The organism is Nonomuraea sp. NPDC052116 (assembly GCF_040680035.1).
GTDB classification, from domain to species: domain Bacteria; phylum Actinomycetota; class Actinomycetes; order Streptosporangiales; family Streptosporangiaceae; genus Nonomuraea; species Nonomuraea angiospora_A.
Genome location: NZ_JBFAWA010000018.1, coordinates 117088 through 143029 on the forward strand (window position 1 = coordinate 117088; position 25942 = coordinate 143029).

A 25942-nucleotide genomic window follows, 5' to 3' on the forward strand; every position below is an offset into this window, starting at 1 on the left:
GTCAGCTCCTTCATGCGGTGCCTTCCTCGGTGGGCACGGTCGCCTGTACTTACCGCCACGGCGCGAAAGAGTTCACGGACGACTCCGATGCCATGACCGCTTTGGGCGGGAGCGCCCGGCGGATGTGGCACCATCGAATCGGCACCGCGGCGCGCGGCAACCGGACGCTCGGGCATACGGGGCCAGCACGGTGGTGGAGGCCGGGAAGCGAAGGACATGAATCGGGCACCAGGCATGGTGGATGTGGCACGCGAGGCGGGCGTGTCGCACGTGACCGTCTCCCGCGTCCTCAACGACCACCCGTCCGTCCGCCCGGAGACCCGGGCTCGCGTCGAGGCCGCCATCGAGAAGCTCGGCTATCGCCGTAACAGCGTCGCCCGCGCGCTCAAGAGCCGCCGTTCCTCGACGATCGGGGTGGTGCTCGCCGGGGCCGAGCTGTACGAGCTGCCGCGCATCCTGCGGGGCGTGCAGACGGCGGCGCAGCGGGCCGGCTACTGGGTCAATATGGCCAGCTGGCAGGGCGGCACCACCAGAGACCTGGCCGAGACCCTGCAGCGGCTCACCGACCAGGCGGTCGAGGCCATCGCGGTCATCGCCGACCGGCCCATGGTGATGGACGCCCTGGCCGACATCGTGACCGGTGTGCCGATGACGGTGGTCATGTCCGGCAACGTGCCCAACCCGGATGTCGGCTTCGTCGAGCTCGATCAGGAGCTGGGCGCGCGGCTCGCCGTACGGCATCTGGTGGAGCTGGGGCACCGCCACATCGTCCACCTGACCGGTGCGCTGCGTACCTTCGACGCCCGAGCCCGCGTCGAGGGCTGGCGGGCCGCGCTGGACGAGGCGCCGGAGGCCGGCGGCGAGTTCTTCGAGGGCGACTTCACCGGCAACAGCGGCTACCGGCTGGCCCACTACCTCGTCACCCGCCGCGCCGGCGAGCCGCCGACGGCGATCTTCGCCGGCAACGACCAGATGGCCATGGGGGTGCTGGCGGCCTTCGCCGAGCTCGGCGTGAAGGTGCCCGGCGACGTCTCGCTCGTCGGTTTCGACGACATCGCGGGAGCGGCCTACCAGGTGCCCGCGCTGACCACGGTCCGCCAGGACTTCGTCGCTCTCGGCGCGCGCTCCATCGAGCAGGTGCTGCGCATGATGCAGGGCGAGCCGGCCTCGTGCGAGCGGATCGCTCCCGAGCTCGTGATCCGGCGCAGCACGGCGCCCCCCAAGCCGTCCCGCTAGGCACGGCACCGCCCGAGCCGTCCCGCTGAGCGCAGCGCCGCCCGAGCCGCCCAGCCAGGCGCAGCACGGCTCTGCCCAAGCCGCCCCGCTTAGGCGGCCGTTTCGGGGTCGGGCTGGTATTCGAACCAGTGGACCCGCGCCCGTCCGTCGCTCGCCTGGCCGTTGCCGGTGGCGTACAGACCCAGATAGACCCCGACGAAACCGCCCGCGCGTTCGGTGCTGAAGAAGGACCGTTCGATCGTGGCCAGGCTGATCCACTGCGCCGCGGTGAGGTCCCTGACGCGGAAGGTGTAGCCGGCCTCGTCCCCGTCGACCGCCAGCAGCACCTCGCCGGTCGAGACCGGGACCGAGGCCCGGCGGGTGCTCGTGCCCGCCTCCCGGACCGTCAGCACGACCTGCGCCTGCCCGCCGTCGTCCACGGTGAGGGCGAGCGTGGCGTGGTGGTCCTGGTGCTGGAAGACGGCCAGGCCGGCCTCCTCTGACGGGCGCGCCGCGGCGAAGCTGATCCGGGTCCGCGCGCCGAAGCGGACGTGCTGCTGGCGCCGGCCGAGGAAGGCCGGCACGCCGGTGGAGCTGAGGGCCTCGGGGGCGAGGTCGAGGTCGAGCCCGGACCCGTCGGCCGTGGGCCTGACGCGGCCGCCGGCGGGGCCGCGCAGGCTGTTCCACTCCAGCCCGCCGAAATGCGCCCTTCCGGCCGGAACAGCGGTGTCGCCGTCCGGTTGTCCGGTCGGTACGGCGGTGTCGCCGTCCGGTTGTCCGGTCGGTACGGCGGTGTCGCCGTCCGGTTGTCCGGTCGGCACGGCGGTGTCGCCGTCCGGTCGGCCGGAGGCGATCGACGGGAGCCGCTCCGACAGCCGCACGGCTCCCGATTCGGGGGCGAAGACGGGCCCGTGCGCGGTCCAGGTCACGGGCACCAGGAAGACCTCCCTGCCCAGCGTGTGGGTGCCCGCGATCGGCCGCACGCCGAGCGTCACCGCCCACCACTCGCCGACGGGGGTGTCCACCAGGTCGGCGTGGCCGACGTTGTGGATGGGCTCGCCCGGGCCGCGGTGCCGGTGGGTCAGCAGAGGGCTGCGCGGGTCGGTGACGTAGGGTCCGGTGACGGTGCCGGAACGCGCCGCGGTGACGCTGTGGTTGCTCTCGGTGCCGCCTTCCGCGGCGATCAGGTGGTACACGCCGTTGCGCTTGTACAGGTGCGGCGCCTCCACCCACGCCCCGCGCACCGCGCCCTGCCACAGCACGTGCGTGGGGCCGACGAGCTTGAGCCGGTCCAGGTCGAGTTCGCGCATCCACAGCTCACCGGGACCGCCCTGGACCGCGTCGCGGCAGGCGGTGAGCCAGCACCGGCCGTCGTCGTCGAAGAACAGCGACGGGTCGATGCCCTCGGCCTCCAGCGGCACGGGGTCCGACCACGGCCCGGCGGGGTCGTCGGCGGTCACGACGAAGGTGAGGCTGCCCTGCCGGTTCACGGCCAGCGTGGAGACCACGTAGAAGGTGCCGTCGTGGTGGCGGATGGTCGGTGCCCAGAGGCCGTCGGAGACGTCCAGGCCCTCCAGCGTGAGCAGCCCGGGCCGGTCCAGCACATGCGTGAGCTGGCGCCAATGCACCAGGTCACGGCTGTGGAAGAGGGGGAGTCCAGGAAAATAGGTGAATGACGAGGTGACCAGGTAGAAGTCCTCGCCGACCCGGCAGATCGACGCGTCCGGATAGCACCCGGGCAGGACCGGGTTGCGGAAAGCAGGCACGGGGGCTCCGAGAGATCTCACAAAGAGGGGGCTTGACAGGATGACAACGTTAACATCAGGTTAGATCCCAACGCACGACCCGGCATTCCCGCCGAGGCGCACCACCCCTCGCCCAGGAGATCGTCATGACCCCACCGACCCCGCCCCGACGCCGCCGACCCCGGACGAAGCTCGGCGCCGCGGCGCTGGCGCTCGCTCTGGCGGCGTCGCCGGCCGCCTGCTCGTCCGCCGAAACCCCCTCCGCGGAGACGGCGAGCGCAGGCGGGCCGGTCACGCTGGAGTTCTGGACCTGGAGCCTGAAAGGCAGCGATCCGGCGGCCAAGGCGATCGTCGACAAGTACCACCAGGAGCACCCCAACGTCACGATCAAGCTTTCGGAGGTCGGCGGAACCGCCGACACCGCCTCCAAGCTGCTGGCCGCGGACAAGGCCGGCGACACCCCCGACGTGGTGCAGCTGGAGTACCGCGGCCTGCCCGCCCTGGTCGTGGCCGGAGCCGTCAAGGACGTCACCGCCGACGTGGCCGGCGCCAAATCCGGCATCGACCCCAACGTCTGGGCCTTGACCACGTTCAACAAACAGGTCTACGGCGTGCCGCAGGACATCGGGCCGATGATGCTCACCTACCGCAAGGACCTGTTCGACAAGTACGGCGTCAAGGTCCCCACCACCTGGGCCGAGTACGCGAAGGCCGCCGAGCAGATCCACAAGAAGGACTCCGACGCCTACATCGCCGCCTTCGCCGCCACCCAGTTCGAGTTCTTCGCCGCCCAGGCCGCCCAGGCGGGCGCCCGGTGGTGGAGCACCGACGGCAACGCCTGGACGGTCGGCATCGACGGCGAGCCGTCCCTGAAGATCGCCGACTTCTGGGCGGACCTCGTGAAGCGGGACCTGGTCAAGGTCGAGCCGCTGCTCACGCCGGAGTGGAACGCCCAGGTCAACAAGGGCAAGATCCTCAGCTGGGCAGCCGCCTCGTGGGCGCCCAGCGTCATCCACTCCGTGGCACCCGACACCGCCGGCAAGTGGGAGTCCGCGCCGCTGCCGCAGTGGACGCCGGGCCAGACCTCCGTCCCGTTCCTGGGCGGGTCCGCCTACCTGGTGCCGTCCAAGTCCAAGCACGCCAAGGAGGCCGCGGCCTTCGCCGCCTGGCTCGGGGCCTCAGACGAGGGCTCCAAGCTGCTCCTCGGCCTTGACATCTTCCCCGGCGGCAACGCGGGCCGCCAGGCGACGCTGACCCACGAGCCGCCTAAGCTGATGCCGCAGCAGAAGGACTTCTACCAGGTCACCGACCAGGTGATCAAGAACACCACCATCCCGGTGACCTGGGGACCCAACGTGAACGTCGCCCAGAGCGCCTTCGGTGACGCGCTCAACAAGGCCGCGCTCGACAAGACCTCCTTCCGCCCGGTCTTCCAGGCCACGCAGCAAGCCGTCGTCGCCGACCTGCAGAAGTCCGGCTACACCGTCACCAAATAAGACGCCGAGGGCCCGGCCGGGCCCTCGGTTCGACCCCTCCCTGGACATCTCATGCCCGCCAGCTCCACCGGGCGACGCCTGCGCGTCCGCGCCGTCGCCACCCCGTGGCTGTTCGCCATGCCCGCGATCGTCTTCTTCGCCCTGTTCCTGATCATCCCGATCTGCTACGCCGTCTACCTGAGCTTCCGCGGCTTCCGCATCGAAGGCGGCGGCGCGTTCGGGCGGCGGGTGGAAGCCTTCATCGGGTTCGACAACTACGCCGCCGCGCTCTCCGACCCCGAGTACCTCGCCGGGCTCGGCCGGGTCCTGCTCTACGGCGTCATCGCCATCCCCAGCGTGCTGGGCCTGGCCCTGCTGTTCGCGCTGCTGCTCGACACCCCCAGGGTGCGGGCGCGCGGCTTCACCCGCACCGCGATCTTCCTGCCGTACGCGGTGCCCGGCGTGATCGCCAGCCTCCTGTGGGGCTTCCTGTACCTGCCCAGCACCAGCCCGCTCACCTACATCGCCCGGCAACTGCAGGCCGGGCCGCTGGACTTCTTCGGCTTCCCCGCCCTGTACTTCTCGCTGGCCAACATCGCGCTGTGGTCCGGCGTCGGCTTCAACATGATCATCATCTTCACGTCGCTGCGCGCCATCCCCACCTCCATCTACGAGGCGGCCCGCATCGACGGGGCGAGCGAGTGGCAGATCGCCTGGCGCATCAAGATCCCGCTGGTCGCCCCCGCGCTCGTGCTCACCGGCCTGTTCTCCGTGATCGGCACCCTGCAGCTCTACAGCGAACCGGCCACGCTGCGGCCGATGACGACCACGATCAGCGCCACCTGGGTGCCGCTGATGAAGATCTACCAGGAGGCGTTCATGAACGACAACCTCGGCGGAGCCGCCGCCGCCTCCGTCGTGCTGGCCCTGGGCATCCTCGCCATCTCGCTGCTCCTGCTGCGCTTCTTCCAGCGCCGGACCTTCGGGGACAACGCATGACCGCCGTACCCCGCACCGGTGACCGCCAGTTCCACCGCCGCCGCCCGGGTGCGGCGCGGCGGCCACGCCTCCCGCTGGTCGTGCTGCTGCTCGGCGCGCTGTACTGCCTGACCCCGGTGGCCTGGGTGGTCATCGCCTCCTCCAAGACGCCGCGCGAGCTGTTCACCACCTTCTCCTTCGCGCCGGGCACCGGCATCCTCGACAACCTGGCCAACCTGAGCGCCTACGGCGACGGCCAGTTCTGGAAGTGGGGGCTCAACTCGCTGCTCTACGCCGGCGTCGGTGCGATCCTGTCGACGATGGTGTCGGCTATGGCCGGCTACGCGCTGGCCAAGTTCCGCTTCCGCGGGCGTGAGTTCCTGTTCTCGGTGATCCTCGCCGGCGTGCTCGTGCCCGGCATCGTGCTGGCGGTCCCGCAGTATCTGCTGATGGCCGCCGTCGGCCTGGCCGGGACCCACTGGTCAGTGCTGCTGCCGGTCATCATCAACCCGTTCGGCATCTTCCTGTGCCGGGTCTTCGCCGCCGCCTCCGTACCGCAGAGCACGCTGGAGGCCGCGCGCCTGGACGGCGCCGGGGAGACCCGGATCTTCGGCGCCATCGTGCTGCCCATGATGGCGCCAGGGCTCGTCACGGTGCTCCTGCTGCAGTTCGTCGGCATCTGGAACAACTTCCTGCTGCCCTTCATCATGCTCTCCGACCAGGACAAATACCCGATCACCCTGGGCCTGTACACGTTCCTGGGCAAGGGCGCCGGGGACAGCGACCTGTACCCGCTGGTCATCATGGGCTCGGCCGTCTCCGTCATCCCGCTGATCGCCCTCGTTCTGGTGCTGCAGCGGTTCTGGCGCGCCGACCTGCTGGCCGGCGGATTGAAGGGATGACCTGCCGATGAAGTTCACCGACGGGCTCTGGCAGCTGCGCCCCGGCGTCACCGCGCTGTACGCGGCCGAGGCGTACGACATCCAGGCCGGCGAGGACGCGTTCACCGTCACCGCGCCCACCACCGTGATCAACCGCCGGGGCGACACCCTCAACCGGCCGGTCCTCTCGCTGCGGCTGTCGTCACCCCTGGAGAACGTGATCCGCGTCCGCGTCGAGCACCACCTGAGCGACGACCGCGGCTTCGACCTCGTCGGCGCCGAGGACGGGCACGGCATCGTCAAAACGGACGGCGCCACGACGCTCACCAGCGGCGCGCTCAGCGCGACCATGGTCCCAGGAGCCCCCTGGGACCTGTCCTTCCACGCCGACGGGCGCCCGCTGACCTCCAGCGGCCCCAAATCGATCGGCCACTTCCGGCTCGCCGGGGACGCGCAGGTCGATCCGGCGCCGGTCGGCGGCGCCCGCGCCTCCGTCCACCTCGCCCAGCAGCTCGCGCTGGACGTGGGCGAGGTGGTCTACGGGCTGGGGGAGCGCTTCGGGCCGCTGGTCAAGAACGGCCAGACGGTGGAGATCTGGAACGCCGACGGCGGGACCTCCTCGGAGCAGGCCTACAAGAACGTGCCGTTCTACCTCACCAACCGCGGATACGGCGTCTTCGTGAACCACCCGGGGCACGTCTCGTACGAGGTCGGGTCGGAGACGGTGCAACGCGTGCAGTTCTCGGTCGCGGGGGAGAGCCTCGAATACTTCGTGATCTACGGGCCGACCCCCAAGCAGATCCTGGAACGCTACACCGCGCTCACCGGCCGCCCCGCGCGCCTGCCCGCCTGGTCCTACGGCCTGTGGCTGTCGACCTCGTTCACCACCGACTACGACGAGCAGACGGTGACCTCGTTCATCGACGGCATGGCCGAGCGCGACCTGCCGCTGTCGGTCTTCCACTTCGACTGCTTCTGGATGCGCGAGTTCAACTGGTGCGACTTCCAGTGGGACCCGCGGGTCTTCCCCGACCCCGAGGGCATGCTGGCCCGCCTGCACGCCAAGGACCTGCGCGTCTGCGTGTGGATCAATCCGTACATCGCCCAGCGCTCACCGCTGTTCGCCGAGGCCGCCGGGCGGGGTTTCCTCCTGAAGCGCCCGGACGGGTCGGTCTGGCAGTGGGACCTGTGGCAGGCCGGGATGGGACTCGTGGACTTCACCAACCCCGACGCGACGCGCTGGTTCCAGTCGAAGCTGCGCGCGCTGCAGGACCAGGGGGTCGACGCGTTCAAGACCGACTTCGGGGAGCGCATCCCGCTCGACGTCGCCTACTTCGACGGCTCCGCGCCCGAACGCATGCACAACCTCTACACCCACCTCTACAACACGGCGGTGTTCGAGGTGCTCGAAGAGCGCCGCGGCCGGGGCGAGGCGGTGCTGTTCGCGCGGTCGGCGACCGCGGGCGGCCAGCGGCTGCCGGTGCACTGGGGCGGCGACTCGGGATCGACGTACGGGTCCATGGCGGAGAGCCTGCGCGGCGGCCTGTCGCTCGCGTTCTCCGGGTTCTCCTTCTGGAGCCACGACATCGGCGGCTTCGAGGGCACTCCCGACCCCGGCGTGTTCAAGCGCTGGGTCGCCTTCGGGCTGATGTCCTCCCATTCGCGGCTGCACGGCTCCACCTCCTACCGCGTTCCGTGGGCCTTCGACGAGGAGGCCGTGGAGGTGACCCGGCTGTTCACGAAGCTCAAGCTGCGCCTGATGCCGTACCTGTTCCAGGCGGGCGTCCAGGCGCACGAGAGCGGGACACCCCTGATGCGGCCCATGGCGATGGAGTTCCCCGGCGACCGCAACGCCGCCCACCTCGACACCCAGTACATGCTCGGCCCGGACCTGCTCGTCGCGCCCGTCTTCACCCCCGATGGGAAGGTTGAGCTCTACCTGCCCGACGGCACGTGGACGAACTACCTGACCGGGGAGCGCGTCGAGGGCGGGCGCTGGTGCACCGAGCGGCACGGCTTCACCTCGATGCCGATCTACGTGCGCGAAGGCGCCGTCCTGCCCGTCGGCGCCAGGGACGACCGGCCGGACTACGACCATCTCGACGGCCTGACCCTGCGCGTCTACCCGGGACCGGACGGCGAGACCACCCTCACCGTCACCGATCACGCCTCCGGCGAGCCCGCCCGGTTCACCGTCATCCGCTCCGGCGGCGAGGTGCGGGTCTCCTCCTCCCTCGCCTCCGGCTGGACGTACGAACTCGCCTGACGGCGCGGTCAGCGCACCGGGAGGAGCACCGCCGACGGGTGTTGCGGGTCGTGGAAGACCTGCTGGTCGGCGGTGCGGAGGGTGGTGGCGGTGGCCCGGGGCTCGCCGGTGCCGGGGTTGCGGTTGTAGCGGGGGAAGGCGCCGCTGGAGACCTGGACGCGGATGCGGTGGCCGCGCTTGAAGCGGTACGCGGTCGGCCACAGGGTCACCGTGGCGGGGGTGATCTCGTCGGCGCCGGTGAGGCTGATCAGGCCGTCGCAGACGTTGGTGGAGCGGCCGTCGGCGTCGACGTCGCACAGCCGGACGAAGACGTCGGCGTAGGGGAGGCTGGAGCGGAAGAAGATCTCGGCGCTCACCTCGCCGACGACCTCGGCGTCCTCCTCCAGTACGGACGTCGTGTACGTGAGGACGTCGGGCCGGGCCTCCAGAGCGGCGTTGTCGACGCGGCCGGCCTTCTCACCGAAGGCCATGCGGACGCCGCCGAGGGCCGGGGTGGGGTCGGCCGGGTCGTAGCGGTAGCCGTCGGGGGACGAGCCGGCGGGAGCCTCGGTGGACAGGGCGCCGCCCGGCTGGAGGTGGAAGCGCCGGGGCTCGTATCCCGGCGGCGGCCAGGACGGGAAGTCGCGCCACTTCTCCTCGCCCATGACGAACAGGCGGACCGGGGCGCGCTCGGCCGGCTCCGCGCCCCGGGCCAGCGCCAGGCCGAAATCGAGGGCCTCGGCGGCGGCCGTCCGCCCGACGCCCATGGAGACGTGGGCCCAGGGGCCGACGGTGAGGCGGGCGAGGGGGTGTCCGGCGTCCTGCAGGGCCCGGTGATCGCGGATCTGGCCGGGCAGGAAGATGTCGTACCAGCCGCCGACGCTGCTCACCGGCACCCGGATGTCGGAGACCCGGTGCCGGTGGTCCAGGCCCTGCCAGAACGGGCTGCCGGCGTCGTGGACGAGGATGTTCTGGATGTAGCCGTCGTGGTGACCGAGGGCGGCGGTGTCGGCCTGGGCCAGCGGCAGCGTACGCAGGGCACGCTGGACCTTCTTGGCCCGGAGCAGCTGGCGCGGCATCGCGAGCGGGCGTTCCTGGCCGGCGACCTGGACGCCCCAGACGAACGGGGTCTCCAGGGAGAAGGCGTCCCCGCGCAGGAAGTCCAGGGTGAGCGCCGATTCGGAGACCCCGGGGATCATGGCCTTGACCTGGGGCGGTACGGCGTCGGCGACCGCCCACTGGACGAAGCCCAGGTAGCTGGAGCCGTACAGGATCATCGACTCGCCGAACCACGGCTGCCGGATCACCCAGTCGAGGGTGTCGAGCCCGTCCTCGCGCTCGCGGCGCAGCGGGTCGAAGGGGCCCTCGGAGCCGAAGGTCCCGCGGGTGCTCTGGATCAGCACCTGGAAGCCCCGTTCGGCCAGCGGGCGGGCCATCGGGTCCGCGGTCATGCCGGCCCGGCCGTAGGGGACGCGGATGAGCGCGGTCGGCAGGCCGTAGCCGCCAGACTTGGGCGCCCAGCGGTCGGCCAGCAGGACGGCTCCGTCGCGCATCGGGACGCGCAGGTCGCGTTCGACGGTCAGATCCCTGGTGAGGGGCGGGGGCAGGCGCAGCAGGCGCTGGACGAGGTGGCTGTTCAGGTTCATCGCGGGCGACCTCCGGGGGTGCGGGCGAGGGTGGTCGAGAGGCGCAGCAGGCGGTCGGCCAGTTCGCCGGGGTCGAGGGGGTCGTCGGCGTCGATCAGCCAGTCGTTGACGATCGTGCCGGTCCCGCCCGCGATCAGCGCGGCCAGGTCCTGCGCCGTGGCGTCGTCGAGGTCGCCGAACACCTCGCGCAGGCCCGTCACGGTGATGAGCGAGCCGAACAGCCTGTTCAGGTCCCGGGTCATCGGGAACGCGCAGGATCCGGTGAGCATCGCGCGGTAGAAGGGGCGGTGCCGGGCGAAGTGCCGGGCCATCGCCAGCATGCGCGCGCGAGGCGGCGCGCCCTCGTCCCCGGCCTCGGGGAGGAGCTCCCGTTCGACCAGGTCGGTCGCGGCCGCCACGAGGAGCGCGTCACGGTCCCCGAACTGCAGGTACACCAGTTGCCGGCTGACATCCGCGGCGTCGGAGAGCTCGCCGACGGGAAGGGCCGTGGTGCCGCGCTCGGAGACCAGGCGTACGGCGGCGGCCATGAGGGCGGCACGGGAGCGGCGCACCCGGCGGTCTTGTCGATCCTGCACGCCCGCAACTCTAGACATGTGTTAAAAAATGGACAACAGTTAAATCAGTCGATTTAGGCAAAGGAGCCGCCATGTCCGCAGCCGAGGAGCCCGAGGTCCGTACCGCCGCCGGCGTGGTGCGCGGCCGCACGGAGGACGGCCTGGCCGTCTTCCGCGGCATCCCGTACGCCGAGCCCCCGATCGGCCCGGCCCGTTTCCAGGCGCCGCGGCGCGTGCGCGGCTGGGACGGCGTACGGGAGGCGTTCGCCTTCGGCCCGCCGGCCCCGCAGGACGCGAGCATGGCCGGCCGCGGCGGCGGAGACCTCTTCAAGGGCACGGGCGACGACTGGCTGACGGTCAACGTCTGGACGCCCGACCCCGACCCGGCGGCCCGCCGCCCGGTGATGGTGTGGATCCACGGCGGCGCCTACAAGCACGGCCTCTCCGGCAGCCCCGGCTACGACGCCCGGCACATCGCCCGCGACGGCGACGTGGTCTTCGTGTCGCTGAACTACCGCCTCGGCGTCGAGGGCTTCGCCCATATCGACGGCGCGCCCGCCAACCGGGCGCTGCTCGACCAGGTCGCCGCCCTGGAGTGGGTGCGGGAGAACATCACGGCGTTCGGCGGCGACCCCGGCCAGGTGACCGTTCTCGGCGATTCGGCCGGCGCCGGGTCCATCGCCGCGCTGATGGTCATGCCGAGCGCGGCGGGCCTGTTCCGGCGCGCCGTCGGGCAGAGCCTGCCGGGCACGTACTTCTCCGACGCCCTGGCCCGGGACGTCGCGGCGGCGATCGCCGCCGAGGCGGGCCTGCGCCCGACGGCCGGGGACTTGTCAGGCGTGGATCCGCGGGAGCTGCCGGCGATCGGGCACGCTCTGGAGTCGAAGATGCGGCAGTACGAGGACCGCTGGGGCTCGTTCGCGCACACGCTCACCGCCTTCTCGCCCGTCGTCGACGGCGAGGTGCTGCCGGCCGCGCCCTGGCAGGCGCTGGCGGGCGGCGCGGGACGGGACGTGGAGCTGGTCATCGGCCACACCCGCGACGAGTTCCGTACGTTTCTCCTCTTCTCCGGACAGCTCGGCAAGATCACCGAGGAGCAGGCGGGGGAGACGCTGCGCCGCTTCGGCCCCGGCGAGGACGGCGAGCGCGCCTACCGCGCGGCGTTCCCCGGCGCGTCCGCCGAGGAGCTCTACGAACTCGTGCAGACCGACTGGCTGTTCCGCATGCCGACGCTGCGCCTGGCCGAGGCGCAGGCGGCCGGGGGCGGCAGGGCCCACCTGTACGAGCTGGCCTGGCAGTCCCCGGGCAACGGCGGGGTGATGCGCGCCTGCCACGGCCTGGACGGCCCGCTGCTGTTCGGCACCTACGACGCCCACCTGGGCCCGGCGGCCATCGGCCCGGAGCACACCGCCGAGGCCCGCGAGCTGACCGCCCAGATCCGCACGGCCTGGACGTCCTTCGCGACCTCGGGCGACCCGGGCTGGCCCGCGTACGACTCCGAACAGCGCCTGACCCGGGTCTTCGACACGGTGCCGTCGGTCGCGGCGTACCCCGAGGAGACCTCCCGCCGCCTGTGGCAGGACCACGTCTTCGAGGCGCTTCCCCTGCTGAGAGCCTGAGAGACCGGGCGTTCCCGCCCGGTCTCTCAGGGGTCACCTGGCGAGGGGCGTCAGTGCGATCCTGTCCACGATGGGGGCGTACTTCGATCGGAGCAGGATGTCGGGGAACGTGCCGGAGCTGTAGGAGTGCAGACGAGGTTCGGGGCCGCCGCCTGTGCGGCGCCGAGCGCCGGTAAGGCGGCCGCCGGGATCGCGGTCAGCGCGAGCGTGGCGGCGAGTACGGCGTGTGGCACGAGCGTGCGTGCCCGCCGGGATGAGGGTTGAGCCATGCGTCTTTCCCGTTCGGGGAGTGCCGGGGGTGTGGTCGAATCGATTCGACTGGACCATAAGCGTCTCCCGGCGCGGCGGTCAAGAGCCGGAAACGTGGACGACATGCCGCCGTCACGCGGACGGCGGCTCTGGATCGATCAGCCGCGCGGCCGGGCGGGGCCGGTGGTGCCGCGCAGCGAGATGGGCGGGGCCACCAGCAGGTGGCGCTGCGGGGTGCCGGGGTCGGCGACGCGCTGGATGAGCAGCTCGACGGCGCGGGCGCCCAGCTCGTCGGCCGGGACGTCGGCCGCGGTGAGCGGCGGGTGCAGGTTCTCGGCCCAGTGCTGGGCGGCGACGCCGGCGATGGAGAAGTCGCCGGGCACGCTCAGGCCCGCCTCGGCCAGCCCCCGGTACATGCCGGACACCGCCGCCTCGTTGATGGTGGCGATGGCGGTCAGCCCCGGGTGCTCGGCGAGGAGTTGCCGCAGGCAGGCCTGCCCGGCCTGGGCGTCGTCGGCGCAGCAGACCCGCACGCCGCGCAGGCCGCGTTCGGCGATGGCGCGGTCGAAGCCGGCCTGCGCCCGGTGGCCGGGGCCGTAGCCGGCCGCGACCAGCTCGGCGTTGCGGTTGACCAGCGCCAGCTGCCGGTGGCCGAGGTCGGCCAGGTGGTGGACGCATTTGGCGATCAGCGTCTCGTAGTCGATGTCCACCCAGGACATGTCCTCCGGGTGCCGGGTGCGGCCGATGCCGACGAACGGCAGGCCGAGCTCCTGCAGCCGGGCGACCCGGTCGTCCTCCAGCCGGATCTCCATGAGGATGACGCCGTCCACGCGCCGGCCGGTGACGACGCGCTCGAAGGAGCGGTCGTGCTCGCCGCCGGACGGCGACAGCAGGACGTCCAGGTCGGCGCGGGCGGCGGCGTCGACCACGCTGGCCACGAAGCCGAGCTGCATGTCGGTCAGCCGCTGGCTGGCCGGCGGGATGACCAGGCCGATCGTGCGGGTGCGGCCCTCCTTCAGCGCCCTGGCCGAGGCGTTGGGCCGGTAGCCCAGCTCGTCGATGACCGTCAGGATGCGGCGCTTGGTCTCCTCCGACACCGGGCGCTTGCCGGTGAGCGCGTACGAGACGGTGCTGCGCGACACGCCCGCCCGCTTGGCGATCTCTCCGATGTTCACCCGTGCTCCTCATCCGATTCCGCCGGTCGGCGACCATCGTAGGTCGAACCGGTTCATGACGTGGCACTCCGTCGCGACGTCCCAGCCCATTGACGCCTACGGCGAAGCGGGCCTATCTTCGGTCGAACCGATTCGGCGAATCGATTCGACTTCGCTCCGAAACAACCTCGTCACGCGTGTCAGCGGAGGTCAGCTCAATGAGATCAGCGGCAAGGAGCCGGCGTGCGGCCGGCGCGAGTCTGGCGGTCCTGGCCGCCGTGGGCGGGCTGGTCGCCTGCTCGGCATCGTCCGACGGCGGCCCGGCGACCGCCGGTCAGGCCACCGGGGGCGGGACGTACACGATCTGGGACCCGTACCCGCAGTACGACAAGAGCTCGGAGTGGGTGAAGCTGCTGGACAAGTGCGGCACCGACGCCGGGGTCAAGGTCGAGCGCACCGGCTACGACACCAGCGACCTGACGAACAAGGCGCTGCTGGCGGCCCAGCAGGGCAACGCGCCGGACGTGCTGATCGTGGACAACCCGGTGGTCTCGACGCTGGCCGAGGCCGGCATCCTGACGACCACCGAGCAAAACAAGCTCGACGTCTCCGCGATCGCGCCGAACCTGCTGGCCGCAGGTCAGAGCGGCGGCAAGACCTACGGTGTCCCGATCGGCGCCAACACCCTGGCCCTGTACTACAACAAGGACGTCCTGACGAAGGCCGGGGTGGACATCGCCGCGGTGAAGGACTGGCCCTCGCTGACGGCGGCGCTGGAGAAGGTGAAGGCGGCCGGGAAGAAGGGCATCACCTTCTCGGCGACCGGCACCGAGGAGGGCAGCTTCCAGTTCCTGCCCTGGTTCTGGGGCTCCGGCGCCGCTCTCACCAAGCTCGACTCGCCCGAGGGCGTCTCGGCCGTGGCGCTGTGGAGCGACTGGCTGAAGAAGGGGTACGCCCCCAACTCGGTCATCAACAACACCCAGACGACGAGCTGGCAGGAGTTCGCCACCGGCGACTTCGCCTTCGCCGAGAACGGCACCTGGCAGCTCGCCAACGCCAAGAAGACCGGCTTCGAGTACGGCATCATCCCGGTCCCCGGCAAGACAGGCGGCACCGCGCCCGCGCCCACCGGCGGCGAGTTCGTCAGCGTCCCGGTCCAGTCCGACACCGGCCGCTACACCACCTCGCAGAAGCTCGTGACCTGCCTGACCAGCACCGACAACTCGCTCGCCACGACCACCACCCTGTCCTACATCGCGCCCACCGACGCGGTGCAGGCCAAGCAGGTGGCGGCCGACCCCGAGCTGAAGGTGTGGGTGGACGCGGTCAAGGCGGCCAAGGGCCGCACCAGCGACGATCTGGGCACCAAGTATCCGAAGATCTCGGAGCCGATGTGGGGCGCGGTGCAGGCGGCGCTGAGCGGGTCCAAGTCCCCGCAGGAGGCGATGACGGCGGCCCAGGCGGCCGCGGCGAGCGCGACCCGGTAGCCGGCATGAGCCGAGTCACACAGGAACCCGTGCGTTCCGCCCGGACGACGGCCCACGGTCACCGGGCGGCACGCGCGCGGTCGGGCCAGTGGGCGGCCTGGGCCTTCCTCGCCCCGGTCGTGCTCTACCTGCTGGCCTTCTACGCCTATCCGCTCTACCGCAACGCCGAGCTGAGCCTGCGTAATTACACGGTGCGCTCGTTCGTGCAGGGCGACGCCCCGTTCGCCGGGTTCGCCAACTACGCCAAGGTCTTCGCGGACGCGACCTTCGGGCCCGCGCTGTGGCACACGGTGGTGTTCACGCTGGTCTCGCTGGCCTTCCAGTTCGTCATCGGGCTCGCGCTGGCGCTGTTCTTCCTGAAGAACTTCCGGCTGTCCGCCACGCTCAGAGGGCTGTTCCTGGTGCCGTGGCTGCTGCCGCTGATCGTGTCGGCCTCGACGTGGTCGTGGATGCTCAACAGCGACTCCGGCGTGGTCAACGCCGTCCGGGACTGGTTCGGGATCGGGCCGGTCAACTGGCTGACCTCGCCGGACTGGTCGCTCTGGTCCGTCATCATCGCCAACATCTGGATCGGCATCCCGTTCAACCTCGTCGTCCTCTACTCCGGGCTGCAGGCGATCCCGCCGGCCATCTACGAGGCCGCCGCGCTGGACGGGGCGGGCGGGTGGCAGCGGTTCTGGAAGGTGACGTTCCCGCTGCTGCGGCCGGTGTCGGCGATCACGCTGCTGCTCGGCCTGGTCTACACGCTGAAGGTGTTCGACATCATCTGGATCATGACCAAGGGCGGGCCGAGCGGGGCCTCGACCACGTTCGCGACCTGGTCCTACCGGCTCGGGTTCGGCAACCTGGTGCCCGCCTTCGGACCCGGCGCCGCCGTGGGCAACCTGCTCATCCTGACGGCGCTGGTCTTCGGGCTGGTCTACATCCGCGCGCAGCGCAGGCAGGCCCTGGCATGAGGCGCCTCAAGACCGCGATCGGGCTGGTGCTGACCGCCGTGATGCTGTTCCCGGTCTACTGGATGATCAACGTGTCGTTCACCCGTGACCAGGACATGCGCAAGAGCCCGCCGAACTGGTTCCCGGTCGACGGCACCCTGGACGGCTACCGGACGGTGCTGGACCGGCAGTTGCCCTATCTGGGGGTGAGCCTGGTCGTCGGGCTGGGGACGGTGGCGCTGACCCTGCTGCTCGCGGCGCCGGCGGCGTACTCGCTGGCCAAGCTGCGCCCGCGCGGCGGCGGAGCGCTGAGCTTCGTGCTGCTCGTCGCGCAGATGATCCCCGGGATCATCATGGCGATGGGCTTCTACGCCGTCTTCCTGTCCACCGGCGTGCTCAACACCGTTCCCGGGCTGATCGTGGCCGACTCCACCCTCGCCGTGCCGTTCGCGGTGCTGATCCTGACCACGTTCATGTCCGGCATCCCCGAGGAGCTGCTGCAGGCCGCCCGCACCGACGGCGCCGGGGTGGTGCGTACGTTCGTCTCGATCGTGCTGCCCGTCAGCCGCAACTCGCTCATCACGGTGTCGCTGTTCGCCTTCCTGTGGGCGTGGTCGGACTTCATCTTCGCCTCCACCCTCGACCAGGGCGGCGACCACCAGCCCATCACCCTCGGCATCTACCACTACATCGGCAACAACAACCAGGAGTGGAACGCCATCATGGCCACCGCCGTGATCGCCTCCGTCCCGGCCACGATCCTGCTCGTCGTCGCCCAGCGCTACGTCGCCGCCGGCGTCACCGCGGGCGCCGTCAAAGATTGAGAAGGGACCCTCGCTTCATGACCGTCGCCGCTTCAGGCCCGGTGTTCTCCCTGCGGGAAATCCCGTTCAGCTACCGCGGATCCTGGTTCGGCTTCTCGCCCGTGGTGGCGGAGAAGACCTACGCCGAGGACGTGCACCTGGTCTCGCACCAGACCGGCATGCACGCGATCCTGCGGCTGATCCCCACCGCCGAGGCCGCCGTCACCGCCACTCCGCACCAGCTCACCTGGAGCGGTGGCGGCGGCCGGATCGACCTCGCCTACGAGAGTGCCGACACCGCACGCGTGCGCGGCCGCGGCCTCGGGCTCCGCCTGCTGGCCGCCGACCCGGTCCTGACGCCGTTCAGCGGCCCGTACTTCTACCGGGACCCCGTCGACGGATCGTACGTCTTCACCGTCTACCAGACCGGCCGCCGCTACCGGATCACCGTCCTCGGCGGCCAGGCCGAACACCTCGGCGCGCAGACGCTGGGCAGCGCCGAACGCGGTCTCGTCCTCGGCGGCGAATGGGAGATCGCCATCGAGGAGTACGAGACCGCCCGCGCCCCCTACCTGAGCGGCCACGCCTTCGAGCAGGTGGTGAAGGCCGCGCGGGCCGAGTTCGACGCGTTCGCCGCGACGGTCGCGCCCTGGCGCGGCGATCGCACGCCCGCCGCCGAACTGGCCGCCTACGTGCTGTGGTCGGCCACCGTACGCCCCGCCGGGTTCGTCACCCGGCCCGCCGTGCTCATGTCCAAGCACTGGATGGACAAGGTCTGGAGCTGGGACCACTGCTTCAACGCCATCGCCCTCGGCGAAGGGTTGCCCGACCTGGCCTGGGACCAGTACCACCTGCCCTTCGACCACCAGGACGCCGCCGGCGCGCTGCCCGACTCCGTCACCCACTCCGAGATCCTCTACAACTTCGTCAAACCCCCCATCCACGGCTGGGCCCTGCGCCACCTCCCTCTACCTCCCGACCCGGCCGAGACCTACCGGCTGCTGGAACGCTGGACCACGTTCTGGCTCGACGCCCGGCGCGCCCCGGGCCGGACGCTGCCGCACTACCAGCACGGCAACGACAGCGGCTGGGACAACGCCACCACCTTCGACCCCGAGCGCGTCGTCGAGACCGCCGACCTGGCCGCGTTCCTCGTGCTGCAGCTGCGCGAGCTGGCCCGCCTGGCCCCCGATCCGGGCGCGTCCGCCCGGTGGACTACGCAGGCCGACCGGATGCGCGACGCGCTCCTGGCCGAGCTGTGGGACGGCGAGAAGTTCGTCGCCCGGGGCGCGCTCTCGGGGCGTACCTGGTCCAGCTCCAGCCTGCTCGACCTCATGCCGATCGTGCTGGGGGAGGAGCTGCCGCACCCCGTCCGGGCGGCGCTGGCCGCCCGGATCGAGCGGCACCTGACCGCGTTCGGGCCCGCCACCGAGCTGCCCGGCTCGCCGCGCTACCTGGACGACGGCTACTGGCGCGGCCCCATCTGGGCGCCCTCGACCGTACTGATCGAGGATGGGCTGCGCCGCGCCGGTTACCCGGACCTGGCCGATGAGATCAGCGCCCGCTTCCGCGCGTTGTGCGAGGCGTCGGGGTTCGCCGAGAACTTCGACGCCCGCACCGGCGAGGGACTGCGCGATCGCGCCTACACCTGGACGGCCAGTGCCTACCTCCACCTGGCCGCCGCCCACGAGAGGCGCGGGACGTGACGCTCAGCGGCCCCAGAGCCGCCAGGTCTGGTTGAGCGGACTGGCCTGGCCCACCGGGTTGCACGTCCACTGATGGACGGGCGCGCGGGGCGCGGTGGAGATGGTGCTCACGTCGACGCACTTACCGCTGTGGCGGGCGACGAGCTGGTAGTCATGGGGGTCGTTGCCTCCGTAGGTGACTTTGCGCAGCGTGAACTGCTGGTTCTGCGCTCCGCCCGCGCACGTCCACTGGCGCACCGGCGCGCCGTCGGCCGTGGCGGACGCGCTCACGTCGAGGCACTTCCCGCTCTGCTGGTTGACCAGCGTGTAGGTGTTCGCCACGCCGGCGACCGGCCGGAAGTTCCACAGCTGCTGGTCGCCGCCTTCGCAGTAGAACTGCTGCTGCACGTTGCCGTCGGCCGTGCCGAGGTCGGTGTTGTCCAGGCACTGCTGGGAGTGCTGCGCGACGGCGACGGACTGGAAGCCGGCCTCCGACGGCGGCAGCAGGGTGACGGTGAACGTGTCGTCGGCGTTGGTGTGCGGCAGGTTCAGCGTGGCGGCGTTGCCGGACAGCGTCAGGACCGTGTCCTGAACGGTGATCGGCCCCTGGACCGCGCCGCCGCCGTTGAACGGGATGCGCTGGACGACCGCGCGGACCTGGTTGTTCTGCACGATGCCGCTGGTGGCGTCGAGCCGCCGGAGACCGACGGCGACGTTGCCGGTCGTCCCGCCGCCGCCCACGAGGACCTTGGCCGCGCCGGTCGTCCTGGTGGCGAAGGCGTCGTAGGACGTGCTCGGGGTCACCGAGACGATCTGGCCGGTCTGTGAGGCGTAGAAGCGGTAGACCCACCATTCGCCCTTGGGCAGGTGCTGGCCCGCGCTGTTGCGGACGAGCAGGCTCGCCAGATCGTTGTGCAGGTTGCCGGCGTCGGCCCAGTTCGCGCGCAGCCCGTCGGCGCCCGCCCGTTCCAGCCGGGCGATGTACCACGCGCCGTCTCCCGGGTTCTGCTCGTTGGCCGCGGCGTACTCGTTGACCTGGTATGGCCGCGGATGCGGGATGCCGCGCGCGTCGAGCGTGGCGTTGGCGGCCGCCACGTTGGCCACCGGGTCGCCGGGCAGGGAGTGCCAGCTGACGATGTCGGGGACGACGTTGCCGGCGCGGACGAAGTCGAGGTAGGCGTTCCAGAAGGGGTGCGTGGTGGAGGGCACGCAGGCGCAGCTGGGGCCGACGATCAGGTGACCGGGGAAGGCGGCGCGGATGCGCTGGTAGCTGCGGCGCCACAGCTCGAAGTACTGGGCCTGCGGGCGGTTCCAGAACAGGGAGAGGTTGGGCTCGTTCCAGATGTCCCACTGCACGGTGATCCCGGCGGCCCGCACGTCGTTGATCAGGCGGGTGAGGAAGGCGTCGTAGTCGGACCAGTCGCCGTTGTCGCCGGGGAAGCGCGAGATCGGATACCCGTCGGCTCCCCACAGGTCGTGCGGGAGGATGATGAACTGGCCGCCGAGCGCGATCGTCCGGCGGGCCTGGGCCAGCGTCGCGTTCCACCTGCGGTCGTAGGCGCCCGACACCCAGCCGCCCGGCGAGCCGAGTTGCGCGCCGCCGGCCCGCATGTACCGGAACTTCACGTCGCGGAAGAAGTGGTCCGCCGGTCCTGACGCGTTCTCCGTCATGCCGTAGATCCAGCCGGACGCGCGGTAGGCCGGGGCGCCGCCGGCCACGGAGAAGTCGACGCTGATGGATTCGTCCGCGGCCTGCGCCGGCGCCGGGACGGCCTGGAGGGTGACGGCGATGAGCATCGCGGCCAATGCGCGGCGTGGGGTGGTCGTCATCGTGGGTGGCTCCTTCGAGGGATGGGGGGGAGGGCCACGAAGGGAATCGATTCGGCGTACAGAGGTGCAGGCACAGCTGGGTACGTCCAAGGAGATTAGCGAATCGATTCGATCGGATCGTAGATCTCCTTTCCGAGACGTGTCAACGGCGGCGGGCGTGGCGGTTCAGGCGGGGGTGCGGTTCACCAGGACGCGGGCCAGGACGAACGTGACGGCGCCGGCCAGGACGACGGAGAGCAGGCCGACGCGCAGGCTGGTGAGGTCGGCGACGAACCCGACGAGGGGAGGCGACAGCAGGAACCCTCCGCGCAGCAGCCAGCTGACGATGGTCAGGCCGGCGCCGGCGGGCAGACCGGGCAGTTCGTCGGCGGTGTGCATGGCGGCCGGGACGAGGGTGGCGACGCCGAGCCCGGCGAGGGCGAAGCCGGCCAGCGCGGTCGGAACCGACGGCATGGCCAGGGCGGCGCCCATGCCGACCGCGGCCAGCGCCCCTCCTGAACGCACGACCGTACGCTGCCCGAAGCGGTCCACGACGCGGTCGCCGGTGAGGCGGCCGACGGTCATGGCGACCTGGAGGGCCACGACGGCCAGACCGGCGGTGGCGGCGTCGGTGCGCAGGTCGCCGCTCAGGTAGAGGGCGCCCCAGGACGCGCCGGCGTCCTCGACGAGGGTGCCGCACGCGGCCAGCACGCCGAGTGCGGCAAGCATCCGTATGGCGGCGCCGGTGAACGAGCGCCGACCGGTACTGCGGGCCGGGTGGCCGGCCTGGGCCTCGGCCGGGTGGCCGTCCTGGGCTTCGGCCGGGCGTTCGGCGTCTTCCGGGCCGGGGAGCAGGAAGCGGTAGGCGACGAGGGCGGTCGCGCTGAACAGCGTCGCGGAGATGCCCAGGTGGACCGCGAGGGGCATGTCGAGGCCGGCGGCGGCCGAGCCCATCAGGCCGCCCAGGACCGCGCCGATGCTCCACACGCCGTGCAGCGAGTTGACGATGGACCGGCCGTACAGACGTTGCACCCGCAGGCCGTGGGCGTTCTGCGCGACGTCGACGACCGCGTCGAGAGCGCCCACGACGAACAGCACGCCGCCGAACGCGACCCAGTTCGGCACAAGGGGGATGAACAGCGTCGCGACAGTGGTCACCACGATCCCCAGCGACGCCACGCGCGCGGAGCGGAAGCGGCGGATGGCGGCTCCGGCGAGCAGCCCGGCCAGCAGCGCGCCGATCGGGTGCGCGGCCAGCGCGGTGCCGAAGACGGCGTTGCTCAGGCCGAGCTCGGCCTTGATCTGCGGGTATCGCGGGACGATGTTGAAGAACACGGCGCCGTTCGTGAGGAACAGCGCGGCGACGGCGGCGCGGGCCAGGCGGGCCTGGCGGGTGGGCGTGGTGGGAGGGGCAGCGGACATCGGCGTTCCGATCGCGTAGGCGCGGTGGAGGGGATCAGCGCAGGTACCGGTGGATGGCGTGGCAAATCTGCTCCAGCGTCATCGGGTCGGTCGACAGGGCGCTGTGCAGCACGAGCCCTTCGATGAGCGCGTCGAGCTCCCGGGCGGTGGTGGCGTCGAAGTGGCGCTCCAGCGCCCGGCGGCTGCGCGCCATCCAAGCCTGGGTGACGACCCGCAGGGCCGGGTTGCGCGCGGCGGCCACATACAGCTCCACGGTGAGGACGAGGTCGTGCCGCGAGCCGAGCAGGTCGTCCGAGACGAGCGTGATGACGGCCTCGGCCGCCGCGTCGCGGTCCCTTGCGGCGCTCAGGCGCTCGTCGAAGACGCGGGCCACCGAGTCGGCGTGCCGGGTGAACGCCTCGGCGAGCACCTCGTCCAGCGACGTGAAGTGGTAGGTCATCGAGCCCAGCGGCACGTCCGCGGCGCGGGCGATCTCCCGGTGCGTCGTCCCGGCGACGCCGCGCTCGGCGATGACGGTGAGCGCCGCGTCGATCAGCCGGTCCCGCCGCCCGGGGTCGTGCCGGCGAGGCCGCCGCGGGGTGGCGGGGCCGCTCACGGCCTGCCCGGCTCGATCGTGCGGATCACGCGGGCGGGATTGCCCACCGCGACGACGTTCGCCGGGAGATCCCGGGTGACCACCGCGCCGGCGCCGACCACGGTGTTCTCCCCGATCGTGACACCGCCCAGGACGATCGCCCCGCTGCCCAGCCACACGTTGTCGCCGATGGTGATCGGCTCGGCGGCCTCCCACTTCGCCCGGCGGAGCTCCGGGTCGAGCGGGTGCGTCGGCGTCATGAGCTGCACGTAGGAGCCGATCTGCACGTCGTCGCCGATGACGATCGGCGCGACGTCCAGGGCGACGAGGCCGAAGTTGGCGAACGACCGGGCGCCGATGTGGAGGTGGCTGCCGTAGTCGACCCGCAGCGGCGGCCGGATCTCCGTGCCCTCGCCGATCGCGCCCAGCAGCTCGGTGAGCAGCCGGCGTCGTTCCCGCGGATCGCGGGCCGATGTCGCGTTGTAGGCGTCCATCAGGTCCATGGCGCGCAGGTTGTGCTCGGCCAGCTCGGGGTCGTCGGCGATGTAGAGGTCGCCGGCGAGCATCCGTTCGCGCATCGAGCGGTCATCGAAGTCGGACATCATACGTACAAGCGTACACATCCAATGTACACACGTACATATCGGCCCACTCTTCCCGTCGACCCGGACGAGATCGACCGCCTGTTCGCCCCCAACGCCGTCCAACTCGTCCGCGCAGCCCTCCCCGGCATGCCGGCCGTCGGCGACGGCGCCGCCTCGCTCCTGGCCGCCGAAGCCGCCCTCTCGGATGGTCGACTACGAGCCTGGCCCGTCCTGTTCTTCCCGCCCCTCCCGGTGCGCCGGCATCGGAGACCCGGCCGTGGACGGGAGGGCCGCGGCGATGCAGTCGAGGACGCGCTGGAGCCCGTAGCGGAGCTGGTCGTCGCGGCTCAGGTGCGGTTGGCGCGCCTCCATCACGATCTTGGTGAAGATCGGGTACTCCCCGCTCTTCACCAGCCGGTCGATGTACGGGTAGCTCCGCGCCATCCACTCCGACTCGCTGAGCCCGCTGCGGCGGAATTCCCTGGCCGAGCTGATCTCCTCGCGGACGGTGCCCTCGATGTAGCCGTTCAGCATGGCGATGAGGCCGAGGTTCTCGTCGATGGAGACGAAGGCGTCGAGCACTCCCATCAGCCGTTCGATCAAGAGCAGCTGGTTGGGGCCGAAGCTGGGGAGTGACCGTTGCACGGTGGAGATCCACGGGTGCCTCAGCCACATGGCCCGCAGTCCGTCGGCGTAGCGGGTCAGGTCGGCGCGCCAGTCGCCCGAGGTCATGCCCGTGACGTCGATCTCGCCCATCACCCGGTCGGCCATGAGCTCGACCAGGTCGTCGCGGCTCGGGACGTACCGGTAGAGGGACATCGCGCCGGCGCCGATCTCGGCGGCGATCCGCCGCATGGTGGCGGCCTCCAGCCCCTCGGCGTCGGCGATCCGGACGGCCGCCTCGGTGATCTGCGCGCGGCTGTAGACCGGTTTCGGCCCGCGGGCGGGGCGCTCGGGCCGCATCCAGATGCTCACGTACTCGGCGTCGGTCACCGTTCAACCTCCTTGTTGCGTACATAGTACCCAGTGCTTTAGCGTGACCGCCGTAACCGCGTACAAAGTACCCAGTGGAGGGGTCATGCCCGATCCGATCGTGGTCGCCGAAGGGCTGCACAAGTCCTTCGGCGACACCCATGCCCTGCGGGGTTTGAACCTGAGCGTCCCGAGAGGAACGGTCTGCGGCGTGCTGGGGCCGAACGGCGCGGGGAAGACGACCGCCGTGCGCATCCTGGCGACCTTGTCCGATCCCGACGCCGGGCACGCCCGCATCGCCGGATACGACGTCGTCCGCGAGGCCGGCAAGGTGCGCGCCAGGATCGGGCTCGCGGGCCAGTACGCCGCCGTGGACGAGCAGCTCTCCGGCCGTGGCAACCTGCGCATGTTCGGGCGCCTGTCCCATCTGTCCCGGCGCGAGGCGCACCGGCGGGCCGACGAGCTGCTCGAACGCTTCGGCCTGATGGACGCCGCCGATCGGCAGGTCGCCGGCTACTCCGGCGGCATGCGGCGCCGCCTCGACCTGATCACCAGTCTCATCCTGCGCCCCGAGGTGCTCTTCCTGGACGAGCCGACCACCGGCCTGGACCCGCGCAGCCGCGGCGAGATCTGGGACAACGTCCGCGAGCTGGTGGCGGACGGCACCACGGTGCTGCTCACCACGCAGTACCTGGACGAGGCCGACCAGCTGGCCGACGACATCGCCGTCGTCGACCACGGACAGGTGATCGCCACGGGCACACCCGACGAGCTGAAGTCCACGATCGGCGACCGCCTCGACGTCACCCTCGAAGACCCCGCCGCGATGCCCGCGGCGATGACCGTCCTGAACACCCTCACCGGCACCGATCCGACGACGACGGGCGCCGATCGGCTCAGCGTGGCCCTGCCCGGCGGCGGCCTCCGGCTCGCCGACATCGTGCGCGAACTCGACCGCGCCGGAGTCGCCGCCGCCGACGTGAGCCTGCGCCGTCCCACCCTCGACGAGGTGTTCCTGCGCCTCACCGACCGCAAGGAGTCCGTCCGATGACCGCACTCACCTCACCGCTCGGTCGCCTGCGCTGGACCCTCCTCGACGGGCTCACCCTGGTCGGCCGCGAGCTGGGACGGCTGCGGCAAGAACCCGGACAGATCATCGCCGCGCTGGTCTTCCCGGTCATCATGGTGGTGCTGTTCGGGTACGTCTTCGGCAGCGCGATCCAGGTGCCGGACGGCGGCGACTACCGCGAGTACCTCATGCCCGGCCTGTTCGCGATGGTGACCTTCCCCGCGTGGTTGGGGGTCATGACGCGGATGGCCGGCGACGCCTCCCGCGGTGTGATGGACCGGTTCCGCTCCATGCCGATGGCGCGCCTGGCGGTGCCGTTCGGGCAGACCGGCGCCGACCTGCTGACCGGCCTGCTGATGCTGGCCATCATGGTGGGCACGGGCCTGCTGGTGGGCTGGCAGCCGCACCGCGGCCTGATCCCCACGGCCCAGGCGTTCCTGCTGATGATCGTGCTGCGGTACGCGCTGAGCTGGGCGGGCGTCTATGTGGGCCTGGCGGTGAAGAACGACCAGGTCGCCGACGCGATGGTGCCGCTGGGCCTGCCGTTCACGATGCTGTCGAACGCGTTCGTGCCGACCGACGGCATGCCGGGCTGGCTGCGCTTCCTGTCCGACTGGAACCCGGTGAGCGCGCTCACCGCCGCGTCACGGGAGCTGTTCGGCAACCCGGGCGCCCCGTCCGGAAACGTGGCCTGGCCACTCGCGCATCCGGTGACCGCCGTCCTGCTCTGGTCGGCCGCGCTGCTGGTGATCTTCGTCCCGCTGTCGCTCCGCGCCTACATGCGCAGAGGACGCTGAACGCTCCAGGCATCTGCGGACCGCGTGTCCTCCTCGACCGGGGC

Annotated in this window: 21 protein-coding genes; 12 read left to right on the plus strand and 9 right to left on the minus strand. The window is 71.4% G+C overall.

The features are described 5' to 3' along the window. The first annotated feature begins 216 nt into the window (after positions 1-216). Positions 217-1236 (plus strand): LacI family DNA-binding transcriptional regulator, encoded by a 1020-nt coding sequence (locus tag AB0L65_RS31535; RefSeq protein WP_364252473.1) that lies wholly within the window; start codon positions 217-219, stop codon positions 1234-1236. A gap of 89 nt (positions 1237-1325) precedes the next feature. Here the strand turns inward: AB0L65_RS31535 and AB0L65_RS31540 are convergent, their stop codons facing one another. Further along, complete coding sequence (locus AB0L65_RS31540) at positions 1326-2981, minus strand: glycoside hydrolase family 43 protein (protein WP_364252476.1); 1656 nt, start codon at positions 2979-2981, stop codon at positions 1326-1328. 125 nt (positions 2982-3106) lie between these two features. Here AB0L65_RS31540 and AB0L65_RS31545 point away from each other — a divergent pair, with 125 nt between their 5' ends. Genes AB0L65_RS31545 through yicI form a run of 4 tightly spaced genes read left to right on the plus strand, consistent with a single transcriptional unit; the run spans position 3107 to position 8560 of the window. After that, complete coding sequence (locus AB0L65_RS31545) at positions 3107-4456, plus strand: extracellular solute-binding protein (protein ID WP_364252479.1); 1350 nt, start codon at positions 3107-3109, stop codon at positions 4454-4456. A 51-nt stretch (positions 4457-4507) separates the two neighbouring features. After that, positions 4508-5434 carry a sugar ABC transporter permease gene (locus tag AB0L65_RS31550; protein ID WP_364252482.1) on the plus strand — a complete coding sequence of 309 codons (927 nt, stop codon included), beginning with the start codon at positions 4508-4510 and terminating at the stop codon, positions 5432-5434. Continuing rightward, entirely contained in the window at positions 5431-6315 is an 885-nt protein-coding gene (locus AB0L65_RS31555) for a carbohydrate ABC transporter permease (RefSeq protein ID WP_350732938.1), read from the plus strand. The genes AB0L65_RS31550 and AB0L65_RS31555 overlap by 4 nt, the downstream gene beginning before the upstream one ends. 7 nt (positions 6316-6322) lie before the next feature. Next, on the plus strand, positions 6323-8560 hold the full coding sequence (gene yicI / locus AB0L65_RS31560; protein WP_364252486.1) for an alpha-xylosidase: 2238 nt from the start codon (positions 6323-6325) through the stop codon (positions 8558-8560). 8 nt (positions 8561-8568) lie between these two features. On the opposite strand, the gene AB0L65_RS31565 is transcribed toward yicI, so the two are convergent. Then, complete coding sequence (locus AB0L65_RS31565; protein ID WP_364252489.1) at positions 8569-10185, minus strand: CocE/NonD family hydrolase; 1617 nt, start codon at positions 10183-10185, stop codon at positions 8569-8571. After that, entirely contained in the window at positions 10182-10760 is a 579-nt protein-coding gene (locus tag AB0L65_RS31570; protein WP_363982583.1) for a helix-turn-helix domain-containing protein, read from the minus strand. The genes AB0L65_RS31565 and AB0L65_RS31570 overlap by 4 nt, the downstream gene beginning before the upstream one ends. 71 nt (positions 10761-10831) lie before the next feature. On the opposite strand from AB0L65_RS31570, the gene AB0L65_RS31575 reads away from it, so the two are divergent. Beyond that, positions 10832-12358 (plus strand): carboxylesterase family protein, encoded by a 1527-nt coding sequence (locus tag AB0L65_RS31575; RefSeq protein WP_364252492.1) that lies wholly within the window; start codon positions 10832-10834, stop codon positions 12356-12358. A gap of 407 nt (positions 12359-12765) precedes the next feature. Here the strand turns inward: AB0L65_RS31575 and AB0L65_RS31580 are convergent, their stop codons facing one another. Continuing rightward, positions 12766-13782, minus strand: a complete 1017-nt coding sequence (locus AB0L65_RS31580) for a LacI family DNA-binding transcriptional regulator (RefSeq protein ID WP_364252495.1) — start codon at positions 13780-13782, stop codon at positions 12766-12768. A 197-nt stretch (positions 13783-13979) separates the two neighbouring features. Here AB0L65_RS31580 and AB0L65_RS31585 point away from each other — a divergent pair, with 197 nt between their 5' ends. From AB0L65_RS31585 to AB0L65_RS31600, 4 genes are read left to right on the plus strand one after another with little or no spacing between them, the layout of a single operon-like run. Beyond that, on the plus strand, positions 13980-15248 hold the full coding sequence (locus AB0L65_RS31585; protein WP_364252498.1) for an extracellular solute-binding protein: 1269 nt from the start codon (positions 13980-13982) through the stop codon (positions 15246-15248). 29 nt (positions 15249-15277) lie between these two features. Next, positions 15278-16204 (plus strand): sugar ABC transporter permease, encoded by a 927-nt coding sequence (locus AB0L65_RS31590; protein ID WP_364252501.1) that lies wholly within the window; start codon positions 15278-15280, stop codon positions 16202-16204. Continuing rightward, entirely contained in the window at positions 16201-17007 is an 807-nt protein-coding gene (locus tag AB0L65_RS31595; RefSeq protein WP_364252504.1) for a carbohydrate ABC transporter permease, read from the plus strand. The genes AB0L65_RS31590 and AB0L65_RS31595 overlap by 4 nt, the downstream gene beginning before the upstream one ends. A gap of 17 nt (positions 17008-17024) precedes the next feature. Next, positions 17025-18692, plus strand: coding sequence for a hypothetical protein (locus AB0L65_RS31600; protein WP_364252507.1), 1668 nt, complete (start codon positions 17025-17027; stop codon positions 18690-18692). Between the two features lie 3 nt (positions 18693-18695). Here the strand turns inward: AB0L65_RS31600 and AB0L65_RS31605 are convergent, their stop codons facing one another. From AB0L65_RS31605 to AB0L65_RS31625, 5 genes are all read right to left on the minus strand, one after another. Next, on the minus strand, positions 18696-20501 hold the full coding sequence (locus tag AB0L65_RS31605) for an RICIN domain-containing protein (RefSeq protein WP_364252510.1): 1806 nt from the start codon (positions 20499-20501) through the stop codon (positions 18696-18698). Positions 20502-20666: 165 nt separating this feature from the next. Further along, positions 20667-21902: an MFS transporter gene (locus tag AB0L65_RS31610; protein ID WP_364252513.1), complete on the minus strand. Its 1236-nt coding sequence runs from the start codon at positions 21900-21902 to the stop codon at positions 20667-20669. A 34-nt stretch (positions 21903-21936) separates the two neighbouring features. Beyond that, positions 21937-22497: a TetR family transcriptional regulator gene (locus tag AB0L65_RS31615; protein ID WP_364252516.1), complete on the minus strand. Its 561-nt coding sequence runs from the start codon at positions 22495-22497 to the stop codon at positions 21937-21939. Beyond that, positions 22494-23078 carry a sugar O-acetyltransferase gene (locus AB0L65_RS31620; RefSeq protein ID WP_364252796.1) on the minus strand — a complete coding sequence of 195 codons (585 nt, stop codon included), beginning with the start codon at positions 23076-23078 and terminating at the stop codon, positions 22494-22496. Before AB0L65_RS31620 ends, AB0L65_RS31615 begins: the two co-directional genes overlap by 4 nt. Positions 23079-23273: 195 nt before the next feature. Further along, positions 23274-24053, minus strand: coding sequence for a TetR/AcrR family transcriptional regulator (locus AB0L65_RS31625; protein WP_364252519.1), 780 nt, complete (start codon positions 24051-24053; stop codon positions 23274-23276). 85 nt (positions 24054-24138) lie between these two features. On the opposite strand from AB0L65_RS31625, the gene AB0L65_RS31630 reads away from it, so the two are divergent. After that, positions 24139-25083 carry an ATP-binding cassette domain-containing protein gene (locus tag AB0L65_RS31630; protein WP_364252522.1) on the plus strand — a complete coding sequence of 315 codons (945 nt, stop codon included), beginning with the start codon at positions 24139-24141 and terminating at the stop codon, positions 25081-25083. Then, entirely contained in the window at positions 25080-25898 is an 819-nt protein-coding gene (locus AB0L65_RS31635) for an ABC transporter permease (RefSeq protein ID WP_364252525.1), read from the plus strand. Before AB0L65_RS31630 ends, AB0L65_RS31635 begins: the two co-directional genes overlap by 4 nt. Positions 25899-25942: the final 44 nt, after the last annotated feature.